The sequence below is a fragment of the Microbacterium sp. CBA3102 genome (assembly GCF_007954505.1).
Classification (GTDB): domain Bacteria; phylum Actinomycetota; class Actinomycetes; order Actinomycetales; family Microbacteriaceae; genus Microbacterium; species Microbacterium aurugineum.
Window position 1 is genome coordinate 3,709,892 of sequence record NZ_CP042412.1, and the last position, 25,512, is coordinate 3,735,403.

Below are 25,512 nucleotides of genomic sequence, written 5' to 3' on the forward strand. Positions count from 1 at the left end.
GCGGACGTTCCCGGATTCCCCGCAATTCTTACGAACCGCAGTCGTGGCGATCTCAGGCACCGGCCCCGGAGCGGGCGGCGAGGGCGGCCTGGTAGAGGTCGCGGGAGGAGAGACCGGTCAGCGCGGCGACCTCGGAGGACGCGTCCTTCAAGCGGACGCCTTCCGCGACCAGCCTCTGCACCTGCGCCAGAGCATCTTTCGGGGAGGCATCCCGGTGCGCGGCTCCTTCGACGACGACGACGATCTCGCCCTTCACGCCGTTCTCGGCCCACTCCTGGAGCTCGGCCGCGGTGCCACGGCGGACCTCCTCGTACAGCTTCGTGAGCTCACGGCACACCGCGATCCGCCGCTCGTCGCCGAACGCAGCGCCCATGTCGGCGAGAGCGCTCGCGAGCCGGGCCGGAGACTCGAAGAAGACCATGGTGCGCGGCTCGGCGGCCAGGGCGCGAAGGCTCGATCGCCGCTCCCCCGGCTTGCGCGGGAGAAACCCCTCGAACGTGAAGCGATCGGTCGGAAGTCCCGAGATCGCGAGCGCCATCAGCACAGCGCTCGGACCGGGGATCGCGGTGACGGTGACCCCCTGCGCCACGGCCTCCGCCACCAGCCCGTAGCCGGGGTCGCTGACGGTCGGCATTCCTGCGTCGCTCATCACCACGATGTCGGTCTCCGCCGCGAGCGCAGCCAGTTCGGCGGCCTTCTGCTTCTCGTTGTGGTCGTGCAGTGCGATCAGACGAGGACGGTTGTCGATCTGCAGTGCCTTGAGCAGACGCTGCGTGGTGCGGGTGTCTTCCGCGACGACGACCTCCGCGTTCTCCAGCACCTCCACGAGGCGTCGCGACGCGTCGCCCAGGTTTCCGATCGGGGTGGCGGCGAGGATGATCACCCGCCCAGCTTAGGCGCGCCGGATGCAGCTCCCCCGGAAGGGGCGTTGTCTAGGCTGGAGCGGTGACCGCGCCTGACCCGCTCCTGCCCGCCCCCGAGGCGCGGCTGACGCACTACGGACGGTTGCGGGACCGGCTGCTGCAGGACCCGGACTGGGGCCGCGCGATCCGGTGGCTCGCGCCGCTGGTGATCACCGCAGTGGCCGCGGTGCTGCGCCTGGTCGGCGTGTCCCACCCGCATGAGCTCGCCTTCGATGAGACCTACTACGTCAAGGACGCCTGGTCCCTGTGGACGCTCGGCTACGAGGGCACCTGGGGTGGCGAGGCGAACGAGGCGTTCGCGACCGGGCAGAGCCTCCCGCTCTCGGATGCGGGCTCGTTCATCGTGCATCCCCCGCTCGGCAAGTGGCTCATCGCGCTGGGCATGGCGGTCGGCGGGCCCGAGAACAGCGGCGGATGGCGTCTGGCCACCGCGATCCTCGGAGCGGGCTCGGTCCTCCTGGTGTATCTGATCGCCCGGCGTCTGAGCGGATCTGTGGTCGTGGCATCCGTCGCCGGAACGCTGCTGGCGATCGACGGCCTGAGCATCGTGATGAGCCGGATCGCGCTGCTCGACGGCATCCTGACGTTCTTCGTCCTGCTCGGCGTGCTGTTCGTCCTCATCGATCGGCAGCGCACGATCCCGCAGCTCGAGCGACGCGATCCCGAGGCGCCCGACCCGTTCTGGGGGCCGGTGCTGTGGCGCCGGCCGTGGCTGATCGCCGCCGGTGCCGCCCTGGGTGCGGCTTCTGCCGTGAAGTGGTCGGGCTTGTACGTCCTCGCCGGTTTCGGCCTCTACGTCGTGGTGACCGACGCGTTGGCGAGGCGTCGGGCCGGCGTGGTGCTGTGGCCGACCGCCGCCGCGTTCCGGCAGGGGCCGGTCTCGTTCGTCCTTTTCGTCTTCCCCGCGCTGGCCGTGTACCTGGTCAGCTGGACGGGGTGGCTCCTGACCTCGGGGGGCTACGACCGGCAGAGCGACCCGAACCCGCTGCTCGCGCTGTGGAAGTACCACGAGTCGATGCTCGGCTTCCACGTCGGCCTGAGCCGCGGACACCCCTACGCGAGTCCCGCCTGGGAGTGGCCGTTCCTGCTGCGCCCGACGGCGGTCTGGGTGGATTCCGATCCCACCGGCTGCGGCACGGACCATTGCATCGGCGTGATCTCCGCCGTCCCGAATCCGCTCATCTGGTACGGCGGGGTGGCGGCAGCGGTGTACCTGCTCTACCGGCTGGTGCGGAGCTGGATCACCCGGCAGCCGATCGCGCCCGCGCTGACCGTCCCCCTGGTCGGCTTGGCGGTGACCTACCTCCCGTGGCTGATGTTCCCCGAGCGCACGATCTTCCAGTTCTACACGGTGGTGATGATGCCGTTCCTCGTGCTCGCGCTCGCCATGACGCTGCGGATCATCGCCGGACGACGCGAAGACCCCTTGTACCGTCGGCAGTCCGGCGAGCGCACGGTGCTGATCTTCCTCGCGTTCGTCGTTCTCGTGTCGGTGTTCTTCCTGCCGCTGTGGACCGGGATGAGCGTGCCGTACCAGTTCTGGCTGCTGCACAACTGGCTGCCCGGCTGGGTGTGAGCACCGCGCCGTCGAGCCACCGAATCACCGGGCGCTAGGCTCGCCGCATGGGCAGCCCCTCCGGATTCGAGTTCGCGGTGCGCGGTGACGACGTCGTCATCCGCCATCGCGGCGTCACCGCGACCGTGCTGCGCGGCGCACGGGCCCAGGAGTTCCTCGCGCAGGCCGCGAGCGGCGACGCGCAGCTGCTGATGGCGCGCGTGACCGGGAACTACCGCCGCGGCAACGAGCGCACCGCCCGCCGGCATCCGCGCAACCAGAACTGACCGTCACCGCCCGATCGACACCTCGGCCGGGTCACTCACGGGCAACCGGCACACGAACGCGCGGCAGTCATAGGCGCGTTCCGCCACCGCGTCCTTGCCCTCGAACAGGCTGAATCCGGCATCCGTGAACGCCCGCGCCTGATCGGGCGCGACCACGGCGACGACTTCGGCATCCGCACCCCTGCCCGCGAGGCCGAGCGCACTGTCGCGCGCGCCGGTGACCACGACGAGTTGGCGCGGCGGGATCGCGAGGCCCGCAGCCACCCGCAGCAGGGTGCCGTGGGCGAAGGGCTGCTCCAGCGCCCGCGCGGCCAGCATGCTCACCGTCGACACGGCAGCGGCGCGATACCGGTCCCCCGCTCCCAGCCACCAGGCAGTCAGTGCGGCGCCGGCGACGGCCGCGGCATCCGAGGGCAGGTCGCCGTCGGTCTGGTCGGGCGAGGTCGCGATCCCTTGGGCCGACAGCAACGGATCCTCACCCGCTGTGCCCTCCAGTGCGTCGTCGAGGATCCCGCGGGCCGCCACCGCCCAGGTCGCCTCGCCGGTGGCCAGGGCCAGAGCGAACAGACCGTCGGCGAGAAGGCCACGATCTGCCGCGGTCGCGACCGCGGCAGAGGCCCGCCCCTCGAAGGACGCGCGCACGAGAGCGCCGTCGGCATCGCGGTTGACCCGCAGCACCTCGTCGGCGGCGGACGCGGCGGCATCGATCCAGCTCCGCTCTCCGAAGGTCGCCCCGGCCCGGGCGAGCGCACCGATCGCGAGGCCGTTCCACCCGGTGATCACCTTGCCGTCGACAGCGGGCGGCGCAAGGCCCGCACGTTCGGGCAGCGCACGCCGGTAGTACCCGCCCTCGCTGCGAGCGCCCTCGACCCACGACTCCGAATCCTGGGCGGCACCGAACCCGCCGCCGTCTCGCTGCAGGACCCCGGTCAGGAATGACACGATCCCGCGGACGAGGTCCTCCTCCCCCGCGTCGCGCGCGACGTCGAGCATCTGCGCGTTGTCGGTCAGCATCCGCTCGTAGTGCGGCACCGTCCAGTCGCGCTGGGTGGCGTAGCGGAAGAACCCGCCGTCGGCATCGCGCAGGTCCGATCGGGTCATCGCGGCGAGCGCGCGCCCCGCTGACGCCCCCGCCTCCGGAGCACCCTCCCGCACGAGCGGATGCTGCAGGAATCGCAAGGTGGTGGCGACGGGGAACTTCGGGGCGCCGCCGAAGCCACCGAACTGCTGATCTTCCCGCTGGGCGATCGACTCCGCAGCCGTCGCGATCGCGACCACGTCCGGGAGTTCGGACGGCGTGGCCTCCGCCGCACGGGTGAGCGCATCGGTCACGGCATCCGCCGACTCCTCTGCCTGCACCCGCCGTAGCGTCCACGCCTCCCCGACCGCGGCGAGGACGTCACGGAACGCCGGCATCGGCGGCCGAGCCTCCGGCGGCCAGTAGGTGCCGGCGAAGAAGGTGCGCCCGCGCGGGGTGGCGAAGACCGTGAGCGGCCAACCGAGGTTCTGGGTGAACGCCGAAGCCGCGGCCATGTAGGCACCGTCGACCTGCGGATGCTCCTCGCGATCGACCTTGACCGCGACGAAGCCCTCGTTGATCCGCGCGGCGGTCTCCGGGTCCGCGAACGATTCGCGTGCCATCACGTGACACCAGTGACAGGTCGAGTAGCCGATCGAGATCAACAGCGGCACATCGCGTCGCCTCGCCTCCGCGAACGCTTCCTCGCCCCACGGATACCAGTCGACGGGGTTGTCGGCATGCGCACGGAGGTACGGACTGAGGGTGTCGGCGAGCCGGTTGGTCATGCCTTCACGCTACGCCGCGCGACGGTGACGCGCTCAGCCGACCAGCAGCTCCACCGGACGGGAGGCCGCGTAGCCGACCAGAGGCAGGGCACGATCCGCGGCCAGCGCGATGCGGGCGCGCAGCACGTCGGAAGCGATCTCGTAGCCGTCGAAGTCCGTGTTGCTCGCGTACACCCCGAGCGGAAGGGTGAGCGCCTGGAAGAACGCGAACAACGGCCGCAGCTGGTGCTCGATGATCAGGGCGTGCTTCTCCCCGCCGCCGGTCGCGGCGAGCAGCACGGGCTTTCCCACGAGGTCGTATTGACCGACGAAGTCGAACAGGTGCTTGAAGAGCCCGGTGAACGAGGCTCGGTAGACGGGGCTGCCCACGATGAGCAGGTCGGCGGATTCGATCGCCTGCAACTGCGCTTCGACCTCCGGCGCCAGCTGGTCACGGTGCAGCGCACCCGCCAGCCCGGGACCGATCTGCGTCAGCTCGATGAGCTGCGCCTCGACGTCGGCGCGCTCGGCAACGGCGGCCGTGATCGCGCGGACCAGGGCGGTGGTCTTGCTGGGCTCGTGCAGGGATCCCGACACGGCGACGACGCGGAACGGAGCTGTCATGCCTCGACGGTACTCACGACGACGCCCCCTGTCGCGCACGGCGACACGGGGCGTCATCTGGGCCCGAGAGCCCCGGTATCACGGGGTCAGTTGACCTCGTCCGGGTGCGACCCCACGCGGCCCGAGCCGTCGAGCGGGTCGAGGGCGTCGATCGCCGCGACCTCGGCGTCGGTCAGTTCGAAGCCGAACACATCGAGGTTCTCGCGCAGACGCTCGGCGCGCACCGACTTCGGGAACACGATGATGCCCTTCTGCAGGTGCCAGCGCAGCACGGCCTGTGCCGGGGTGACACCGTGCGCCGCGGCGGCATCCGCGACCGCGGGCGTCCCGAACAAGTCGTACTTGCCCTGCCCGAGCGGACCCCATGCCTCGATGCGCACGCCGTTCGCGTCGGCCCAGGCGACCACGTCGCGCTGCTGGTAGGCCGGGTGCAGCTCGATCTGGTTCACTGCGGGAACCACGCCCGTCTCCTTCACCGTGCGCTCCAGGTGGGGCACGAGGAAGTTCGAGACGCCGATGCTGCGGGTGAGGCCTGCGTCGCGCAGCTCGACCAGCTTCGCGAACGCGTGCACATAGTCGTCCTTGGCCGGCGTGGGCCAGTGCACGAGGTACAGATCGACCTTCTCCAGACCGAGCTTCTCGAGACTCTCGGCGATGGCCGCGCGCGGCTCCTCGTCGTGGTGGCGGTCGTTCCAGAGCTTGGTCGTGATGAACAGGTCGTCGCGTGCGATGCCCGAGGAGGCGATGGCGGCGCCCACGCCCTCTTCATTGCCGTAGATCGCCGCGGTGTCGATGTGGCGGTAGCCGATTTCGAGCGCCTCGCTCACCGCACGCTCGGTGTCTGCCGGCGGCACCTTGAAGACGCCGTAGCCGAGTTGCGGGATGGAGTTGCCGTCGTTCAGTTCGAGTGCAGGAATGCTCATCGCCCCAGCCTAGGACCGGTGTGGGACAGCCGCCATCGCCGCGGCGCCGCGCCCGACCAGGCGTTCCAGCGGACCGCGCCCGAAGAACATCGACCAGAGCGTCGTGAGCACCAGCAGCCCCAGCGTGGTCGCCGCCCAGAAATCGTTGCTCGAGAAGAACCCACCGGGTCCGCTCACCAGGACGATCGAGAGCACATGCGCGCTGTATGCCGTCAACGGCATGGATCCGAGTGCTCCCAACGGCAGCAGCACCCCCCGCAAGGGTCGACTCGCCAGCAGACACAGCGCGATCACGACGAGTGCGAAGCCCCCGGAGCCGAGTACCTCGGCCGTTCCCCCGCTGTGCGGATCGACCGAGAAGACGGCCAGGAGCACCGCTCCCCCGGGATCCGCTTCGGCGAGCGCCTGCGGGTACTCCGCCCACCCGGACGAGCTCCCCTCGAACGACGAGCTCCCGCTGAACGACGAGCTCCCGCTGACGGCGCCGGTGATCCCCGCGGCCTGTCCGAGGGCACCGAGGCCGTACCCGGCGACCGCCAATACGAAACCGACGCCGAGCGCGACCACGGCGGTGCGCACCTGCTCCACGTGCATCCGCCCCAGGGCCATACCGCCGAGGACGAGCGCCAGCCAGACCGTGATCGGATAGGTGCCGTACAGGACGAAGCCGATGCCCGACCCGAAGGGGTGCAGCATCACCGCGTTCAGGAACGCGAGCAGCGCGGGCCCGAGCAGCGCGAGCACGGCGGCGGCGAGCAGCAACTGCCAGGGCCGCCAGCGCAGGAACGGGATCACCGCGACGTACAGGAGCCCGTAAAGGGTGAGGATGATCGCGATCGGGGTGTTCAGCATCTCGAGCGCCAGGCCGATCACGAAGATCACCGCACCACGGCCGATGAGATTCAGTCGGAGGCCGGGGATGCGCTCGCGCTCAGGCAGCGTGCTGCGCCCGGTCATCAGCGCGATCGAGACTCCGGCGAGCACCGCGAACAGGATCGACGAACGCCCGTTCACCAGAGAGGTCCACGTCGACGGTTCGAACCAGTCGAACGACTCGGTCTCGCCGATGTGCGCTCCGACCATGCCGAGGATGGCCAGGGCCCGGGCGACATCGAGGCCGAGGATGCGCGGAGGTCGCCCGAATTCGCGGAACCACCGGACGGGAGGCAGTGCGTTGATCACCCGTTGATCGTAGGGGGCCGAACCCGTCATACGATGGAGGGCTATGTCCTCCCCTGTGATCTCCTATCCGCCGGAGCTGCCCGTCAGCGCAGCCAGGGCCGAGATCGCCGACGCCATCCGCGACCACCAGGTCGTGATCGTCGCGGGGGCCACCGGATCCGGCAAGACGACACAGCTGCCGAAGATCGCCCTCGAACTCGGGCGGGAGCGCATCGCCCACACGCAGCCACGCCGCCTCGCGGCCCGCACCATCGCAGAGCGTGTCGCCGAAGAGCTCCAGGTCGAGCTCGGCACCCTGGTCGGCTACAAGGTGCGTTTCACCGACAAGGTCTCCGATGCCACCCGCATCGCGCTGATGACCGACGGCATCCTCCTCAACGAGATCCACCGCGACCGACTGCTCACGCGCTACGACACGATCATCATCGACGAGGCGCACGAGCGCTCCCTCAACGTCGATTTCCTCCTCGGCTACCTCTCACGCATCCTGCCCGAGCGCCCCGACCTCAAGGTCGTCATCACCTCGGCGACGATCGATCCGGAGAGCTTCGCGAAGCACTTCGCGGCGGCCGACGGCACCCCGGCTCCGATCATCGAGGTGTCCGGGCGCACCTATCCCGTGGAGATCCGCTACCGCGGACCGTCGGAGGACCCCGAAGAGGACGATCAGGCCGGCGACCCGGAGGACGAGGTCTCGGCGATCGTCTCCGCGCTGCGCGAGCTCGACCGGGAGGCGCCGGGCGATGTGCTGGTGTTCCTGCCCGGCGAAGCCGAGATCCGCGACGCGGCCGACGCTGTGCGCGGCGCCTACGCGAACGACCGTGCCCCTACCGAGGTGCTTCCGCTGTTCGGACGCCTCTCCGCCGCAGATCAGCACCGGGTGTTCGAGCGCAGTCGGGTGCCTGGCGTGCGCCGCCGGGTGATCCTCGCGACCAACGTCGCCGAGACGAGTCTCACCGTTCCCGGCATCAAGTACGTGATCGACACCGGTACCGCCCGGATCTCGCGCTACAGCAACCGATCCAAGGTGCAGCGCCTGCCGATCGAGGCGATCTCGCAGGCCTCGGCGAACCAGCGCTCGGGCCGCGCGGGCCGCACCAGCGACGGCATCGCGATCCGCCTCTACTCGGAGGAGGACTTCGACCGGAGGCCGGAATTCACCGAGCCCGAGATCCTGCGGACGTCACTCGCATCGGTCATCCTGCAGATGCTCTCGCTCGGCTTCGGCGACATCAGCGCCTTCCCGTTCCTGACCCCGCCCGACTCCCGCGGCGTGAAGGCGGCATTCGACCTGCTCACCGAGCTCGGCGCGGTCGAGCCCTCCCGCCGTGACGGCTCCCCGCACCTCACGCGCACGGGGCGTGAGATCTCGCGCATGCCGATCGACCCGCGGTTCGCACGGATGCTCATCGAGGCGGGACGCACGGGATCGGGCGGCTCGGTCACTCGCGACGTGCTCGCGATCGTCTCGGGAATGACGATCCAGGACGTGCGCGAGCGGCCGGAGGAGCGCCGCGAGGAGGCCGACCGGCAGCACGCACGCTTCGTCGACCCGACGAGCGACTTCCTGACCTTGCTGAACCTCTGGAATCACCTGCGCGAGCAGCAGCGCGAGCTCGGCTCGAGTGCGTTCCGCCGACTCTGCCGCTCCGAGCACCTCAACTACGTGCGGGTGCGGGAGTGGTTCGACGTGCACCGTCAACTCCGCACCCTCGTGAAGACCCCCGACCGCCCGCGCGACGAGACCGGGACGAGCGACCCCGACGCCATCCATCGCGCCCTGCTGTCCGGCCTGCTCTCGCAGATCGGCATCCTGGACGAACGCACGGCACCCGCCGGCAAGTCGCACTCCCCCGCGAAGGAGCCGAAAGGCCGCCGCATCGCGGAGTATCGGGGCGCCCGCGGCATCCGCTTCTCGATCTTCCCCGGGTCAGGGCTGCGCAAGAAGAGTCCTCGCGCGGTGATCGCCGCCGAGATCGTCGAGACCTCGCGCACGTTCGCCCGCACGGTCGCCGCGATCGACCCGGCCTGGGCCGAACCCCTGGCGGGCGACCTCGCCAAGCGGCAGGTCACCGAGCCCCACTGGTCGAAGGATGCCGGGGCCGCGGTCGCCTTCGAGAAGGTGACGCTGTTCGGGCTCGAGATCATCCCGCGACGGCGCGTGCAGTTCGCGCGCATCGACCGGGCGGCGTCGCGCGAACTCTTCGTACGGCATGCGCTCGTCGAGGGCGAGTGGGATCCGGCGCGCATCGACAAGCGGGTGAGTGCGTTCTGGCGCAGCAACGCCGAACTGCGCAAACGCCTCGAGAAGCTCGAGGAGCGTGAGCGCCGTCGCGACATCCTCGCCGGCGACGAGGCCGTGTTCCGGTTCTACGACGAACGCATCCCCGCCGAGGTGTTCGATGTGCGCTCCTTCGAGAGCCGGTGGCGCGAAGCCATGGCCACCACGCCGAAGCTGCTCGTGATGCGCGAGAGCGACCTGATCGACGACGAGGAACGCGCGGATCAGCGCGAGTTCCCGACGCGGTGGACGCAGGGCGACCAGGTGCTCGGTCTCGCGTACCGGTTCGAGCCCGGCGCCGACGACGACGGCGTCAGCGTGGTCGTGCCGCTGCCGCTGCTCGCGCAGATCGAGGACCGCGGTTTCGACTGGCAGGTTCCGGGGCTGCGCGCCGAACTCGTGACGGGGCTGCTGCGCGCGCTCCCCAAGGCGATCCGGCGCCATGTCGTCCCCGCCGCCGACTGGGCCGAGAAGTTCGGCGCCGAGCTCATCGAGGAAGGCCCGGAGTCGCACGGCGGACTCCCTCCGCGCACGCTCAAGGAAGCGCTCGCCCGACGGATCCAGCCGCTCGCGAACCAGCTCGTGTCCGCGACCGACTTCGACGACGAGCGGGTCCCTCCGCACCTGCGCATGAACTTCCGCGCCGTGGACGAGCGCGGCAGGATCGTCGGCTCCGGCCGCGATCTGCGGGCGCTGCAGACGCGACTCTCCGACCGTGCGCGCAGCAGCGTCGCCCGCTCGATCGCCGCCCCTCCCCGATCCGGGAGCTCCGGTGGAGGTCGCGGGCCCGAACGCGTCGCCGCGGCTCCGGTCGAGCAGACCGGCCTCACGGGGTGGACCTTCGGAGACCTGCCCGAGGTGCTCGACACCCGGGTCGCCGGCGGTGTCGTGCGCGGCTATCCCGCCATCGTGGACCAGGGCAAGAGCGTGTCGGTGCGGGTCGAGTCGACCCCGGAGGCCGCTGCCGCCTCCACCCGCGACGGCGTGCTGCGCCTGGTGCTGCTCGGTGTGCCCTCCCCCTCCTCGTATGTGCAGGAGCACCTCACGAGTCAGGAGAAGCTGGCACTCGCCGCCTCGCCGTACCCGTCCGCCGCCGCTCTCATCGAGGACTGCCGGGCGGCCGTCGCCCGCAAGGCCATCGAGCGTGTCGTGCCGGAAGGGATCGTGCGCAACGAGGCGGACTTCGCGACGGTGCGCGACGCGGTCTCGGCCACGCTCGTCGATGATCTCTTCGCGTGCGTCTCGCTGGTCGCACGCATCCTCACCCGATCCCGCGACGTCGAACGCGGCATCAAGTCCCAGAATTCGCTCGCGCTGCTCGGACCGCTCAACGACATCCGCACCCAGCTGAGCGGCCTTCTGCATGCCGGCTTCGTCTCCGCCGCCGGTGTCGACCGTCTCGCACAGTTCCCCCGCTACCTGGAGGGGATGCTCGACCGCCTGAAGACCCTCGCCAGCGAGCCGGGCAAGGACCGCGCCCGCATGACCGAGTACGAGCGCATGGCGAACGCGTTCGAGGACGCCGGGGGCACGATTCCCCTCCGCCGCGACGCGACGCCTTCGCTCGTCGAGGTGCGCTGGCTGCTGGAGGAGTACCGCGTGAGTGTGTTCGCGCAGCGCCTGGGTACCGCCCAGCCGGTGTCGCCGCAGCGCATCATGAAGGCGCTCTCGGGTCGCTGACCCGCGGCGAGAACCGGTCGGGTCCCGCAGGTCCTCTTCCCGCCACCAGCAGCAGGCCGACGAGCAACAGGACGACTCCCAGCGGAAGCAACGGCTGGACCGCGGTGCCGCCCGTCGTGGGAAGTGTGCCGCCACCGCCCGCTGCCGGTGGCCGTACCTCGAACGTCGCACGCACGGCACCGCTGTCCTCGCCCTCGAGGATGACGCTGTGAGTTCCCGGTTCGAGGTCCAGCGGCACCGTGAACTCGAACGCGATGTCCCCGCCGACCGAAGCGGTGAAACGACCGAGCTCGATCGGCGTCGATTCCAGAGTCGCGATGATGCTCTCCCCGGGGAGGAACCCCAGCCCCACGACTCCTTGTATTTCGCCGGCGATGCGCGAGTCGAAGGCGAGAGAGACGCGAGCGCCGCCCACGCGAACGAGCGTCGCGTCGGAGACGTTCCCGAACTCATCGGCGGCGGTCGCCGACACGAGCGCGCCCAGCGCGAGCGGTTCGTCCGGTACGCACTCGAATCGGGAGTCCGCGCCCACGGTGCTGACACAGATCACGGTCCCGCCACTGTCCCGCACCGTCACGGTGAGACCGGGGAGAGAGGTGCCGGAAACACGGCTTCCGTTCGTGGGGTCGAGCACCGGCGCGGGCGGCGGCGAAGCCACGACCGTCACGGTGACGGGGTCGGAGTCCGGAGAGGTGTTCCCTCCCGCGTCCGTCTGCACGGCGACCAGTGTCACGGAGCCGGACTCGAATGGCGTCGCGGGGAAGCACTGCCACCGTCCGTCCGTACCGACGATGGTCGTGCAGGTGTCGGTACCGTTGGCAGCCACCGTCACGGTCGCACCCGGCTCTCCGTCACCCTCTATCGCCGGACGCGCTCCCACCGTCGAACCGTCGACGGGGGTGTCGATGACCACCGGATCGGGAGGCGTGGTGTCGAGCACTTCCACCTCCGCGACATCGGTCCCGGACACGCCGCTGATCGCAAAGGAGACGATCGCCGTTCCCGGCTCATCCGACGTGAGAGTGGCTGTGTGAGTACCGTCGCCGTTGTCGACGGGCGTGGAGAGGCTTCCGAGAGTCGTCATCATCGACACTCCGACAGACTCAACCGTGGGATTGCCGTAGCGATCCGCGAGATGAACGGTGATCGTCGAGCTGCCTGCTCCCGCTTCGAACTGCGGAGGCGATGCGGAGATCGTCGATGACCCCGCATCCGGCGGACCCGCCACGAATGCCACGGTCGCCGTGTCCGTACCGGCCACACCGTCGACGGTGAATGTGATCGTCGCGCTGCCCGCCGATGTCGACGACGTCAACACCGCACGATACGTGCCATCGCCCTCATCCGACACCGACCCGATCGTTCCCGCGGACGAGCTGATACCCACGACATCCCCGAGCCCTGGAACGGGGTTGCCGAATGCGTCCCGCACCACCACGGTCACCGTCGACGTCGACACCCCATCCGCGACGATCGAGTCCTCGGACACGGAAATCGTCGAGGAGTTCGCATCCGGTGAACCTGCCACGAACGCCACTGTGGCGGTGTCCGTGCCCGGCACATCCTCGACGGTGAACGACACGGTCGCGGTGCCCGCCGTGGTCGACGACGTCAACACCGCACGATACGTCCCGTCGCCCTCATCAGCGACGGACCCGACCACTCCCGCAGACGAGCTGATCCCCACGACATCCCCGAGTCCCGGAACGGGGTTGCCGAGTGCATCCCGCACCACCACGCTCACCGTCGACGTCGACACCCCATCCGCGACGATCGAGTCCTCGGACACGGAGATCGTCGACGATCCCGCATCCGGCACCCCCGCCACGAACGCCACGACCACCGAGCGCGTCGCGGGCGCTCCATCCACGGTGAAGGTCACCGACGCCGACGGGGGCTCCGTACTCGTGGGCGCGGTGAGGATCGAGGTGTAGGTACCGTCGCCGTTGTCCACCGCGGTCGTGATGCTGCCCGCGGTCGTCGCCATCTCCACGTCGTCCCCGCCTCCCCCTACGGGGTTGCCCGAAGCATCGAGCAGACGCACGGTGATTGTCGACGTGCTGACGCCGTCGGCTTCGAGGAATCCGGGGTCGGCCTCGATCGTGGACGTGCCGGGATCAGGAGCACCCGCCACGAACTCCACCGACGCCGTCTGCGTCCCGGCGACTCCTTCGAGGGTGAAGGTCAGGATGGCCGTGCCGGTCATCGTGTCCGAGGTCAGCACGGCGTCATAGGTCCCGTCGCCGTTGTCGGAGGTCACACTCACCGTTCCCGCGGTCGTCTCGATCACCACCGCCCCTCCCGAGACGTTCAGGACGTTGTCGAACGCGTCATACAGCGTGACCGTGACGATCGACTCCGACCCACCATCCGCGGTGAGGACCGCCGGTTGCGCGTCGATCTGCGAAGTGGAGGCATCCGCCTGCCCCGCCACGAACTGCACCACCGTCGTCGCGACACCATCGACGCCATCGACCGTGAAGCTCACCACCGCGGTCGCCGCCTGCGTGGTCGACGTCAACGCCGCCGTATAGGTGCCGTCGGCATTGTCCGTCACCGCCCCGACGGTGCCGATGTCGGAGAGGATCTCCACGATGTCGCCGGCATCGGTGACCGGGTTCGACTGCGCATCACGAAGCGTCACCGTGATCTGCGCCGTCGAGACGCCGTCGGCGACGATGACACCCGGAGCTGCCGCGATCGACGAGGTCGCCGGATCCGCCACCCCGGCCACGAACGTCACCACCGCATCATCAGTGCCCACCGCGCCGCCGATCGCGAAAGTCACAGTCGCCTGCCCCGCCGCCGTCGACGACGTCAACGTCGACGTATACGTGCCATCCGCGTTGTCCACGGGAGCACTGAGCGAACCGGCAGTCGTATCCATCGTCACCGCGACACCACCCGACGTCAGCGGGTTGCCCTCGGCATCCCTCAGCGTCACCGTGACCGTCGACGTCGACACACCATCCGCAGTGATCGACGTCGGATCCGCCTCGATCGTGGACGTGTCCGCCGACGCATCACCGGCGACGAACGCGACCTCGACCGTCGCCACCGCAGCCACCCCGCCGATAGTGAAGCCCACCGTGGCCGCCCCCACCGCCGTCGGTGCCTGCAACGTCGCCGTATACGTGCCGTCCCCGTTGTCGACCGTCCCGGAAACCATCCCCGCGTCGGTCACGATCTCCACATCGTCCCCGCCGACGCCCAGCGGATTGCCGTTGGCATCGACCAACGTCACCGTGACCTGCGACGACGACACACCATCCGCAACAAGCTCGGTAGGAGCAGCGTCGATCAACGACTGCGTCAGATCAGCAGCACCCGGCGTGAAGTCCACCTCAACCGTCGCAGCAGCAGCCGCACCATCGATCGTGAACGACACCGTCGCCGTCCCCGCCGTCGTGTCCGACGTCAAAGTCGCCCCATACGTCCCCTCACCGTTGTCCACCGTCGCCGACACCGAACCGACATCACTCAGAATCTCGACGACAGCACCGCCGACCGCCAACGGATTCCCCTGCCCATCGACCAGCCGCACCGTCACAGCCGAACTCGACACACCATCCGCCTCGATCGACACCGGGTCAGCCTCGATCGTCGACGAATCCAGATCCGGGGCACCCGCCACGAACTCCACCGACGCCGTCTGCGTGGAGAGCACCCCATCCACCCGGAAGGACACGCCCGCCTCACCGGCGACGGCGGAGGTCACCTGCGCCGTCCAGGTGCCGTCGCCCTGATCGACCGGCACCGAGAGCGAGCCCGACGTGGTCTCGAGGGTGACGACGACGCCCGTGGTCACTGGATTGTCGAACTCATCGCGGACCGACACGGTCACCTCCGCGGCGGCGACACCGTCGGCGACAACCGTGTCCGGGACAGCCGTGATCGTCGAGTCGTCTGGACTGGCGCTGCCGGCGACGAACTCGATCTCCGCCGTCGCCGATGCGGGAACCCCGTCGACCGTGAAGGACACCTCGGCGGTACCGCTGACCGTCGACGTGGCGTAGGCGACGACCGCGCCGGCAGAGATGGTCGGGGCAGTGATCGTCCCCACCGTGATCGAGAACTCCGCCTGCCCTGGGGACGGGACGACCGCGTTGCCGAACGAGTCGAAGAGGGTCACTTCCACGGTCGATGCCGAAACGCCGTCAGCCGTCACCGTCGTGGGGGCTGCCACGATGACAGCGTTGCCCGGGTCCGCCTCGCCTGCGACGAACTCTACTGTCGTCGTGTTCGGACTCAGCACTCCGCCCACGCGGAAGCCCAGTGTTGCCACCGAGGCGGTGGTCGACGCGGTGAGTATGGCCGCGTAGGTCCCGTCGCCGTTGTCGGTCGTGGTGGTGACTGCACCGGCGTCCGTGAAGATGTCGACGTCCGCACCGCCTTCGACCAGAAGCGTGCCCTGCGCGTCGCGCACAGAGACGGTGACCGTCGCCGTCGAGACACCGTCGGCGACGATCACCGTCGGATCGGCGACGATGCCGGAGGTCACCGCATCGGGTGCGCCCGCGAGGAACTGCACCTGCGTGGTGTTGTCGCCCGTCGCACCGTCGACGACGAAGCCCAGTGTCGCGATGCCCGGTGAGGGAGGCGCGGTGAGTATCGCGGTGTACGTGCCGTCGCCGTAGTCCACGGGCGTGGAAAGGCTACCGAGGTCACTGGTGATCTCGACGTCAGCGCCCCCGACGCCGAGGGGGTTGCCGTTGGCGTCGATCAGCGTCACGGTGATCGCCGATTGGCTCACGCCGTCGGCCGTGACTGCCGACGGCGAGGCGCTGATGGTGGATTCCGACACCGATGCCGCGCCAGGCACGAGCTGGATCTGTGCGGAATTCGTGCCGATCGTGCTGTCGATGACAGGTCGCAGCGTGGCCGCGCCTGCCGTGGTCGGAGCGACGAAGGTCGCCGTGTACGTGCCGTCACCGTTGTCGGTCGCGGTCGAGACTGAGCCGGTGTCGATCGCGATGCTGATGTCCGCTCCGCCGACGCCGACAAGATTGCCGTAGCCATCGACCACCGTGACGGTGACGGTGGACGACGAGACACCATCTGCCACCAGAGAGTCCGGGTCCACGGCTATCGTCGTCGTCGATGCGGACGGTTCACCGGCGGTGAAGTTGACCGCCACCGTCTGCTCTCCTGGCTGGCCCTCGTAGGTGAAGCCGATCGTCGCGATGCCCGTCGTCGTGGGCGCCACGAGCGTCCCGGTCCAGGTTCCGTCACCGTTGTCGGTCACCCCGACGATCTGGCCTGCGTCGGTGAGGATATCGACCGCCCCGCCCGTCGATACGAGGTTGCCGAGCGCATCGCGCAACGTCACGGTGACGACCGCGCCGGATTCGCCGTCGGCCGGCAAGGAGAGAACAGAGGACACGATCGTCGAGGTGGTCAGGGAGACCGGTCCGGCGACGAATTCGACTGTCGCCGGAGGCCCGACGATCTCGATCGCGCCACCGATGAATGCTTGAACCGAGAAGAAGCCGGAGACCACCGAGGTCACAGGAACCGAGCACATGCCCGCTCCATCGGTCACACACGAGGTCGCGCCGAGGTCGGCGTCGTCGGAGACCTGGAAGGTGACGAGGATGCCGGCGAGGTCTTCACCCGCGGCGTTGCGGACGGTGACGATGGCCGAGTGCTCGTCGGTTCCATCGGCGATGCGTGATCCTGCGGTCGTCTCCAACAGCGACTCGGTCGCGCTCGGTTCGTCATCATCGAGCACTGTCACCGCGACCGGGTCGAGGAGCAGGCCGTCGAAGTTGGGGTCGGGGGAACTGACGGCATGTTCGATCGAGGTCGGTCGATCGCCGTTGACCAGCAAGTCATCGACGGCCTCGATCGTCACCGACCCCGAAACCGCGGTGGTGCCGATGACCAGCGGCGTCGGTGTGACGGACACCCACGACGGATCGGCGATCACCTGGTCGATGGTGATCGGGGCGGTGGCGGCGAGGCTCGTGGTGACGACATAGTCTTCGCCCGCCTCCCCCTCGGTCACCGTGAGCGAGGTCGGTGCGAGCGAGAGGGGAGACACATACGTGACGACGTTGTCGGTGGACGTGGAAGCGACGGACGGGTTGCCGTCGAGATCGACCACGGCGCCCGCCGCCAAGCCTGCTTCCACCGACCCGGAGGCATCGGCGCGCACGACGACTTCGAACGTCGTCGATGTGATCGCGACGACATCGACCACGCGGGCACCCGGCGCCGTCGAGTTCGACACGTCGATCGCGCCGGCTTCGAGCGCACCGGCGATCGGCTCCGAGAACTGGACCGAGAAGCGGATGTCACGTTCGGAGGTGGGGTCGGCTTGACTGGCCGCCTGGTCGACGGTGACGCGCGGCCCGCAGCCATCCGGCTCGGTCTGAGCCACGATGCGCGAGTACTGCGAGCTCGCCCCGGTGGCCGCTATCGTCTGGATCCGGATGTTGCCGGGGCCGAGTGTGTAGGGAACGGTCACGGTCGTCGGCGTCGACACGGCTTCTGCTCGACCGAGGTAGACCTCCGCCTGCGTGGCGGCCGTGTAGTAGAGGTCGAGGTCGACCGGAACGAGCGGGATCGAGCCCACGGTCGGCGGCGCGACGACGACATCGAGAGTGCACTGCAGCGTGTCATAACTCACGGAGGTGGGGAACCAGGTCGTGATCCCTTGATTGGCCGTCAGCGACGCGTTGTGGACGAGCGCGATCGAATTCGTCTCGTTCGTCGCCGTCCCCCCTCCGAACGATGCCGGACCGAAGGTGTTGCGCTGCACGGTGAGGATCCCCGACCCCGGGCCCACGTACACGGAGTTCTGCACCCGACCGTCGAAGGAGTTCGAGTCGACCGTCCACCCGCTCGGTTGCAACGCGGTGCGCCCCATATCGCTGAAGAAGACGCCGAATCCGGTCGTCCTTCCGGGCGTGTGCTCGAAGGAGTTGCGGGAGATCAGGTTGTCGCTGCCTGCCCGGTTGATCCAGACCGACGTGTATCCGGAGGTGTTGTTGATGTTGATGAACCGATTGCCGACGATCCGAGCCTCGGTGAGGGTCGCCCCCCGCAGATCGAGCGGGAAACGACCGGGTTGGAATCCGTCGAAGATCGACCCCGTGATCGTCAGACGGGTGAGCGCAGCCGCGCCTTGGACGACCACAGCGTCATAGGCATCCGTGTCGGGGTTGATGAACCGCATCGCGTCGAGGGTCAGATCGTTGAGGGTCGCACCGTTCGCGATGCCGATCGCTCCTCCACCGCCACCCCACGGGGAGCCGACCTCCACGTTGCGCAGGGTCACTCGATCCGAGCCGCCGGCGAACCAGAAGCACCGTTCGAGGGCGATGCTGCCGGAATCGACGCAGCTGCCGTTCTCCACGGTGACATCGTCACCGCTGGGGCCGAACACGAAGGCGGTCTCATTGGAGCGGACGTTCTCGAAGTTGCGCACGGTCACACCGGGACCGTTGAGGTAGAACGCGGCCACGCCGTTGCCGTCATTGAGCGACGCCACTCCCAACCGGCTCTGGAAGTCGATGACCACGCTTCGGGTCGCCAGGAACGCCGCTCCGCCGTCTCCGAAGGGCGACAATGCTCCGACGTGCATCCAGTTTGCCGCGCCGGATCCCGAGACCACGATCGTGCCGCTGGGCTGCACACCGGGTGTGGAGGCATCGACGTCTTCTGCCGGTGCGATCACGATGGTGTCGTCGACGGCGCTGGCGTTGGACTCCTGCAGCGCCGCGCGGAGCGTGCACACTCCGGTGGAGGTCAGACACACCCCGTCGCCCGGGCTCAGGTCGTCGCCCTGATGGCTGAGCGAGTCGATGAGGAAGACTCTGTCAGCGGCGACGGCGGGTTGCGTGGGGCCCACGACTGCGGCGACGATCACCGTCAGAAGCGCACCGACGACCACCATCGCTCGCAGGCGGAATCTCCGTCGTTGAGATTCTGGCCTACCTGCGCTGTGTCTGTGAGCCATCGTGAGCCTCCCGGCCCAACCCCCGTAATGTCAGGATGCCCAGGGCATCGACCGGGCACAAGCCCATCTTTGGCGCACGCCGGGAACTTGGAAACGGGCATAGCCTGGGGACATGGCTCGCGCGATCGTGTACACCGAAATCGGCTCCCCGGACGTCCTGCACCTGATCGAGATCCCCGACCCGGTCGCGGCCCGCGGTGAGGTCGTCGTGCGGATCGAGGCGGCGGGTGTGAATCCGATCGACGCGAAGCTCCGCGGCGGCAAGCGGCCCTCTCCGCCGATCACCGAGCCGCGTCCGGTCGGCTTCGACGGCGCCGGGGTGATCGAGGTGCTCGGCGAGGGCGTCGACGATCTCCGGGTCGGCGACCGGGTGGCGATCCGAGACGGGCACGGCACGTACGCCTCCGCGCTCGCCGTCCCCGCGGAGCACCTCGCACCTCTTCCGGACGCGGTCACGATGGCCGAGGGCGCCGCGATCGGCATTCCGGCAGGAACCGCCTACCAGGCCCTTCGCTCTCTCGATGTCGTCGACGGCGACGTGCTTCTCGTGCACGGAGGCTCAGGGGCGGTCGGGCAGGCCGCCGTGCAGTTCGCCGTCGCCTGGGGCGCGACCGTGATCGCAACCGGAAGCCCTGCCCGCCACGACCAGCTGCGCGAACTCGGCGCCCTCCCCGTGGCATACGGCGACGGGCTGATCGACCGGATCCGCGACGCCGCTCCCTCCGCCGTCACGGTGGTGCTCGACTGTGCCGGCACCGACGAGGCGATCGAGACGTCCCTCGCGCTGGTGTCCGACCGCGACCGTATCGCGACGATCGTTCGAGGACCGGATGCCGCGTCGTTCGGCATCCGCGCCTTCTCCGGGGGCTCACCGGTGCCGCTCACCGACCAGGAGCTCGCATGGCGCGCCGAAGCGCTGCCTCAGACGATCGCGCTCCTGGAGACCGGGGACTTCACGGCCGAGCTCGGACAACAGTTGCCGCTTGCCGAGGCGGTGCGGGCCCATGAGCTCCTGGAGTCCGGCGCCGCCTCCGGAAAGATCATCCTGGTGCCGTAGGCGGGCCTCTGTCGATCGGGGCGCATGCCGGTGAAGAATGCGGCGTCGCGTCCGCGGCACCCCGTACGCTGAGACCATGACAGGTCTTCGGTGGGGAATCCTCGCGACCGGCGGTATCGCCGGCGCATTCGCGTCCGATCTGCGAACCGCGGGGCTCGACCTCGTGGCCGTCGGATCCCGCTCGCAGGAGTCGGCTGACGCCTTCGCCTCGCGCTTCGACATCCCCCACGCCCACCCCTCGTACGACGCTCTCGTCGCCGACCCCGACGTCGACATCATCTACGTCTCGACGCCGCACCCGATGCACCACGAGAACGCCCGGCTCGCACTCGAGGCCGGCAAGCACGTGCTGGTCGAGAAGGCGTTCACCCTGAACCGCGCCGAGGCCGAGGATCTGCAGGCGCTCGCGGCCGAGCGGGGACTGCTCGTCATGGAGGCCATGTGGACGCGCTATCTGCCGCACATGGTGCGCATCCGCGAGCTCATCGCCGAGGGCGCCCTGGGCGACATCCGCGCGGTCAGCGCGGATCACACCCAGCTGCTGCCCACCGACCCGGCGCACCGGCTCAACGCCCTCGAGCTCGGCGGCGGTGCCCTGCTCGATCTCGGCATCTATCCGATCTCCTTCATCTGGGACATCCTCGGCGCTCCGACCAGCATCCGCGCCGTGGGCAGGCTCATCGACACCGGCGCCGATTCCGAGGTCGCGACCGTGATGACACATGAGGGCGGCGCGGTCTCCACCAGCCTCTCGTCGTCCCGGGCGGCGGGCCCCAACGTCGCGAGCATCCTCGGCACCGCGGCCCGCATCGACATCGACACGGTCTGGTACAGCCCTACCACGTTCCGCGTGATCCTCCCGGACGGCACCGTGCAGGAAGAGTACGTCTCCTCGGTCACGGGCCGCGGCATGCAGTATCAGGCTCATGCCGCCGAGCGACTGGTGCGCGACGGGATCCTCGAAGGCGACATCCTACCGATCGCCGAGAGCGTCGCGATCATGGGCGCGCTCGACGAGATCCGTGCGCAGATCGGCGTCCGCTACCCCCGTGAGGAGGCCTGATCATGGCCGAGACCACCGATGCCCGCGTCGCCGTCTATCTCGACTTCGACAACATCGTCATCTCCTGGTACGACCGCGTGCACGGGCGCAACGCCTACGGCAAGGACCGGCAGCGCATCACCGAGAACCCGAACGATCCGGAGGTCGCCGACCGTCTCGGCCGCGCGATGATCGAGGTCGGGGCGATCATCGACTACGCCGCGTCTTTCGGCACCCTGGTGTTGACGCGGGCATACGCCGACTGGTCGTCGCCGGTGAACGCCGAATACCGCTCTCAGCTCGTGGCCCGCGCGGTCGACCTCGTACAGCTCTTCCCTGCCGCCGCCTACGCCAAGAACGGCGCCGACATCCGGCTCGCCGTCGATGCGGTCGAAGACATGTTCCGGCTGCCCGACCTCACGCACGTCGTGATCGTGGCGGGTGACAGCGACTACGTGCCGCTCGCGCAGCGCTGCAAGCGGCTCGGTCGCTACGTGATCGGGGTCGGCGTGTCTGGCTCGACCGCGAAGTCGCTCGCGGCGGCCTGCGACGAGTTCGAGTCCTACGACTCGCTGCCCGGAGTCGTGCGCCCCGTCAAGACCACTCCCCCGCCTGTCGCGGCGAAGGCAGAAGCCGTGGTCGAGGCCACCGCCGATGCCGCCGACACCGCCGAGGCGAGCACCGATACGGCCAAGGCCAAGACCCCGCGCCGAGCCAAGTCCAAGGCGGCGGCCCCTGCTCCGACGAAGATCGATGAGCAGGGCGAGGCGACGCAACTGCTCGAGCGCGCCCTCCGACTCGGTCACGACAAGGCGGACGCCGACGAATGGCTGCACAGCTCCGCAGTGAAGACGCATATGCGCCGCATGGACCCGTCGTTCAGCGAGAAGGCGCTCGGCTACCGGTCGTTCTCCGACTTCCTGAAGTCGCGCGACGACATCGCCGAGCTGGAGGAGACCGGACACGAGCGTCTGGTCCGCCTCCGCGAGCCCGCCGTCTGACAGCGCGCGGGCTCCGCCGGGTTCGTCACTGGTTGCGAAACGCCGCGTCGAAAGACGCCGCAGGAGGCGGCCACAGCAGGGAGCGCACGAAGCCGAGCGCTTCGGCCGCTCCGTGCAGACGATCCATCCCGGCGTCCTCCCACTCGATCGAGATCGGACCGCCGTAACCGATGGCGTCGAGGGCGCGGAAGGCGTCCTCCCAGGGCACATCCCCGTGCCCGGTGGAGACGAAGTCCCATCCCCGTCGCGGGTCTCCCCACGGGAGATGCGAGCCGAGCACCCCGGCCCGACCGTTGTGCGGTCTCATCCGGGTGTCCTTGCAGTCCACGTGGTAGATGCGGTCCGCGAAGTCGACGATGAACCCGACCGGATCGATGTTCTGCCACATCATGTGCGACGGATCCCAGTTGAATCCGAACGCCTCACGGTGATCGATCGCCTCGAGAGCACGCACACTCGACCAGTAGTCGTAGGCGATCTCCCCGGGGTGCACCTCGTGCGCGAACCGCACGCCCTCACCGTCGAAGACGTCGAGGATCGGATTCCACCGTTGCGCGAAATCCTCGAATCCGCTCTCGATCACGGAGGCCGGCACCGGCGGGAACATCGCCACGTAGGGCCAGATCGATGAGCCGGTGAACCCGACCACCGTATCGACGCCGAGCTTGCGTGCGACCCGGGCCGCGCGCTTCATGTCCTCGGCCGCGCGTTGCCGCACCCCCTCCGCATCACCGTCGCCCCACACGTGATCGCGCAGGATCGCCTGGTGACGGAAGTCGATCGGCGCATCGCACACCGCCTGTCCGGCGAGATGATTCGAGATCGCGAAGACCTCGAGTCCGTGGCGATCGAGGATCTCCTTGCGCGAGGCCAGGTAGGCGTCGTCCTCGTCGGCTCGGCGCAGATCGAGGTGGTCCCCGGAGGCGGCGACCTCGAGACCGTCGTAGCCCCACCCGCCGCGAGACGCACGACCTCCTCGAAGGGCAGATCAGCCCATTGGCCGGTGAACAGGGTGACCGGGTGGCTCGTCATGGATACTCCTTCGTATCGTTGCGGGCGTGTCGCGTGTCGGTGGTCAGGCTCCGAAGGCTCGGAGCGCGGCGATACTGCGGGACGCGAGTTCGTCCTGGCTCGGGGCGAGTGGGCGCCAGACGGAGGCGGCGACCGCGATCGTGGCGTTCTCGCCGGTGAAGCTCTCCAGTCCGAGCGGACCTCGATAGTCGGCGTCGTCGAGCGCCTGAAGAATGCCCGGCCAGTCGGCGTGGTCGTCACCGACGGCGCCGCGGTCGGTGCCGCAGACCTGCACGTGCGCGATCGCCGACCCCGCAGCGCGGATCGCATCGGCCGGCTGCTTCTCCTCGATGTGGAGATGGTAGGTGTCGAGCGCGAGACCGACACCGGCGCCGAGGAGCGGGCTGAGCGCGTCGAGGCTCTGCTCGACCGTGTTGAGCACACTCGTCTCGTAGCGGTTCAGAGGTTCGACGGCCAGCGTCACTCCCCTGTCGGATGCCTCGTCAGCGACCACCGCGAGGTTCTCGCGCACCTCGGCGACCACCGCGCGGCGCTCATCGGCGTCCATCCGCCAGGCGACTCCGGTCGGCGCGTAGAACGGTCCGGCCACCACGTCGGCGCCGACCGTCGTCGCCGCCGCGATACACGCACGAAGATAGTCCTGAGTGGCCCCGACATCGCCGACGCGGGCGACCAGCGAGCGACCGGGCCCCATTGCGCCGACCACGATCGCACCGAGTCCCCCCGCGTCGAGCACATCGCGAGTCCGCTCAGGGTCCCAATCGCCGACGTTCTCGAGCGGCAGCTCCAGAGCGTCATAGCCGAGGTTCGCGGCTTTGCGGGCGAGTGGTTCGAGAGTCGCATCCGTCAGCGGAGACGTCCACACCCAGGTGTTGACGGCGATCGTGCGGGGCATCGTTGTCCTCTTGCTCATGACCGTGCTCTCCCACCCTCCCATTCCGCGGGTGCGGAGCGGAAGGGCGGGAGAGCACATCGGTTACGGGATCTGCCGTTCCTGCCAGACGGTGGGGTAGCCGGGAAGGTTCTCCCCGCCGAACTTGGCGTAGTGGCCGTCGGGCATGCCCTCGTTGGCTTCGAGGTAGTCGTCGAGCTCGGGCGCCGTGATCGGCTTCTGCGGGAGCACCCACTCCTTCGGGACCTCTTCGCCGGCGAAGATCATCTGCGCGGCGAGGAGCGGGGTACGCCACTGGAAGTTCGAGTACACCGGGGCCAAGCCCGTGAGACCCGTGTCCTTCCACTTGCGCAGGAAGCTCATCTCGTCCTCACCCGTCATGACGGGGTAGTCCGCACCGGCATCTTCGAACGCCTCGATGGCCGCGACCGCTCCGTCACCGGCGTCCATCCAGATGCCGTCGACGTCTCCCTTGGCCAGCTCGTCACTGATGATGCTCTTGATCTCGGCCGGGTCCGCGCCCGTGAAGTGGTCCACGGCCTCGATCCCCGCCTCGTCGAAGAGCTTCTTCGCACCAGCCCAGCGGTGCTCGAGCACGTCCACACCCGGGAGGATGCGCAGTGCCACGACCTTGTCGCCCTCTTCGAGGTTATCGATCAGGAACTCGGCGGTGTCGATACCCCAGGCGAAGCCGCCGATCGGGTGGATGAAGGTGACAGGGCAGTCGGTGTTGACGCCGCGGTCGAAGACCACGACCGGCTTGCCCGTCTCACACGCCCGCTCCACGGCCGGGGTCATGGCCGCCGTGCTGTTGGGCGAGATCAGGAACACGTCGCAGTTGCCCTCGGAGATGAAGTAGTCGATGTCGGCGATCTGCGTGTCATCGGAGTCCTGCGCGTCGCGCGTCTCCATCTCGCTGATCGCTCCGTCGGCCTGCAGCGCCTTCAGCTGTTCGTTCATCGTGATCCAGCCGGTCTGGCGCCACGGGTTCGAGATCGACGCGTTGGCGAAGCAGGCCTTCTTGGCCCCCTCGGCGGCGAACTCGGAGGTGTCGACCATCTCGGCGTTGATGTACTGCAGATAGGGTTCGTCGGCGGGTCCCTGCGGATCGACGCCGCGCTCCTCGTCCTGCTTGTCGAAGAGCTCCTGATCGAACCACTCCGTCGTCTCCGCTGCCGCATCAGGGTTCTCCGAGTCGGCCGGCGCCACGGACGGGTCGGTCGTGCACCCGGCGAGCGCGATGAGGCCGAAGAGAGCCACCCCTGCGGTGGCGATCTTCATTGAT

General features: G+C 69.0%; 14 protein-coding genes and 1 pseudogene. 6 read left to right on the plus strand and 9 right to left on the minus strand.

What is annotated here, in order from left to right:
• Positions 1-52 precede the first annotated feature (52 nt).
• On the minus strand, positions 53-883 hold the full coding sequence (gene rsmI / locus FGL91_RS17865; protein WP_153244522.1) for a 16S rRNA (cytidine(1402)-2'-O)-methyltransferase: 831 nt from the start codon (positions 881-883) through the stop codon (positions 53-55).
• Positions 884-945: 62 nt separating this feature from the next.
• Here rsmI and FGL91_RS17870 point away from each other — a divergent pair, with 62 nt between their 5' ends.
• Both FGL91_RS17870 and FGL91_RS17875 read left to right on the plus strand, forming a co-directional pair.
• Positions 946-2,499 (plus strand): dolichyl-phosphate-mannose--protein mannosyltransferase, encoded by a 1,554-nt coding sequence (locus FGL91_RS17870; RefSeq protein WP_153244523.1) that lies wholly within the window; start codon positions 946-948, stop codon positions 2,497-2,499.
• A 47-nt stretch (positions 2,500-2,546) separates the two neighbouring features.
• On the plus strand, positions 2,547-2,765 hold the full coding sequence (locus FGL91_RS17875) for a hypothetical protein (protein ID WP_131491560.1): 219 nt from the start codon (positions 2,547-2,549) through the stop codon (positions 2,763-2,765).
• Between the two features lie 3 nt (positions 2,766-2,768).
• Here the strand turns inward: FGL91_RS17875 and FGL91_RS17880 are convergent, their stop codons facing one another.
• From FGL91_RS17880 to FGL91_RS17895, 4 genes are all read right to left on the minus strand, one after another.
• Positions 2,769-4,571, minus strand: a complete 1,803-nt coding sequence (locus FGL91_RS17880; RefSeq protein ID WP_131491559.1) for a thioredoxin domain-containing protein — start codon at positions 4,569-4,571, stop codon at positions 2,769-2,771.
• Positions 4,572-4,604: 33 nt separating this feature from the next.
• A complete protein-coding gene (msuE, locus tag FGL91_RS17885) occupies positions 4,605-5,174 on the minus strand; it encodes an FMN reductase (protein ID WP_131491558.1) in 570 nt (189 codons plus the stop codon).
• A gap of 86 nt (positions 5,175-5,260) precedes the next feature.
• Positions 5,261-6,097, minus strand: coding sequence for an aldo/keto reductase (locus tag FGL91_RS17890; protein ID WP_131491557.1), 837 nt, complete (start codon positions 6,095-6,097; stop codon positions 5,261-5,263).
• A 9-nt stretch (positions 6,098-6,106) separates the two neighbouring features.
• Entirely contained in the window at positions 6,107-7,279 is a 1,173-nt protein-coding gene (locus FGL91_RS17895; RefSeq protein ID WP_227991721.1) for a heparan-alpha-glucosaminide N-acetyltransferase domain-containing protein, read from the minus strand.
• 43 nt (positions 7,280-7,322) lie between these two features.
• Here FGL91_RS17895 and hrpA point away from each other — a divergent pair, with 43 nt between their 5' ends.
• On the plus strand, positions 7,323-11,240 hold the full coding sequence (hrpA, locus tag FGL91_RS17900; RefSeq protein WP_153244524.1) for an ATP-dependent RNA helicase HrpA: 3,918 nt from the start codon (positions 7,323-7,325) through the stop codon (positions 11,238-11,240).
• Here the strand turns inward: hrpA and FGL91_RS17905 are convergent.
• Positions 11,215-19,140, minus strand: coding sequence for a beta strand repeat-containing protein (locus FGL91_RS17905; protein WP_194239269.1), 7,926 nt, complete (start codon positions 19,138-19,140; stop codon positions 11,215-11,217). The two genes, hrpA and FGL91_RS17905, sit on opposite strands and share 26 nt — an antisense overlap.
• A gap of 175 nt (positions 19,141-19,315) precedes the next feature.
• Between FGL91_RS17905 and FGL91_RS17910 the strand changes: the two genes are divergently transcribed.
• From FGL91_RS17910 to FGL91_RS17920, 3 genes are all read left to right on the plus strand, one after another.
• The gene (locus FGL91_RS17910) at positions 19,316-20,260 is read left to right on the plus strand and encodes a quinone oxidoreductase family protein (RefSeq protein ID WP_153244526.1); all 945 of its coding nucleotides are present in this window, start codon (positions 19,316-19,318) and stop codon (positions 20,258-20,260) included.
• Positions 20,261-20,336: 76 nt separating this feature from the next.
• Positions 20,337-21,323 carry a Gfo/Idh/MocA family protein gene (locus FGL91_RS17915; RefSeq protein WP_131491552.1) on the plus strand — a complete coding sequence of 329 codons (987 nt, stop codon included), beginning with the start codon at positions 20,337-20,339 and terminating at the stop codon, positions 21,321-21,323.
• Between the two features lie 2 nt (positions 21,324-21,325).
• The gene (locus FGL91_RS17920) at positions 21,326-22,303 is read left to right on the plus strand and encodes an NYN domain-containing protein (protein ID WP_153244527.1); all 978 of its coding nucleotides are present in this window, start codon (positions 21,326-21,328) and stop codon (positions 22,301-22,303) included.
• A 25-nt stretch (positions 22,304-22,328) separates the two neighbouring features.
• On the opposite strand, the pseudogene FGL91_RS17925 reads toward FGL91_RS17920, so the two are convergent.
• From FGL91_RS17925 to FGL91_RS17935, 3 genes and pseudogenes are all read right to left on the minus strand, one after another.
• Positions 22,329-23,335, minus strand: a pseudogene (locus tag FGL91_RS17925) (sugar phosphate isomerase/epimerase family protein).
• 43 nt (positions 23,336-23,378) lie between these two features.
• Positions 23,379-24,230: a sugar phosphate isomerase/epimerase family protein gene (locus FGL91_RS17930; RefSeq protein ID WP_153244528.1), complete on the minus strand. Its 852-nt coding sequence runs from the start codon at positions 24,228-24,230 to the stop codon at positions 23,379-23,381.
• A gap of 81 nt (positions 24,231-24,311) precedes the next feature.
• Positions 24,312-25,508 (minus strand): substrate-binding domain-containing protein, encoded by a 1,197-nt coding sequence (locus tag FGL91_RS17935; RefSeq protein ID WP_416202654.1) that lies wholly within the window; start codon positions 25,506-25,508, stop codon positions 24,312-24,314.
• Positions 25,509-25,512: the final 4 nt, after the last annotated feature.

Coding starts and splice junctions, on each gene's coding strand:
- FGL91_RS17875 (WP_131491560.1), top strand. CDS start 2,547: ATGGGCAGCCCCTCCGGATTCGAGTTCGCGGTGCGCGGTGACGACGTC.
- FGL91_RS17880 (WP_131491559.1), bottom strand. CDS start 4,571: ATGACCAACCGGCTCGCCGACACCCTCAGTCCGTACCTCCGTGCGCAT.
- msuE (WP_131491558.1), bottom strand. CDS start 5,174: ATGACAGCTCCGTTCCGCGTCGTCGCCGTGTCGGGATCCCTGCACGAG.
- FGL91_RS17890 (WP_131491557.1), bottom strand. CDS start 6,097: ATGAGCATTCCTGCACTCGAACTGAACGACGGCAACTCCATCCCGCAA.
- hrpA (WP_153244524.1), top strand. CDS start 7,323: ATGTCCTCCCCTGTGATCTCCTATCCGCCGGAGCTGCCCGTCAGCGCA.
- FGL91_RS17905 (WP_194239269.1), bottom strand. CDS start 19,140: ATGGTGGTCGTCGGTGCGCTTCTGACGGTGATCGTCGCCGCAGTCGTG.
- FGL91_RS17910 (WP_153244526.1), top strand. CDS start 19,316: ATGGCTCGCGCGATCGTGTACACCGAAATCGGCTCCCCGGACGTCCTG.
- FGL91_RS17915 (WP_131491552.1), top strand. CDS start 20,337: ATGACAGGTCTTCGGTGGGGAATCCTCGCGACCGGCGGTATCGCCGGC.
- FGL91_RS17920 (WP_153244527.1), top strand. CDS start 21,326: ATGGCCGAGACCACCGATGCCCGCGTCGCCGTCTATCTCGACTTCGAC.
- FGL91_RS17930 (WP_153244528.1), bottom strand. CDS start 24,230: ATGCCCCGCACGATCGCCGTCAACACCTGGGTGTGGACGTCTCCGCTG.
- FGL91_RS17935 (WP_416202654.1), bottom strand. CDS start 25,508: ATGAAGATCGCCACCGCAGGGGTGGCTCTCTTCGGCCTCATCGCGCTC.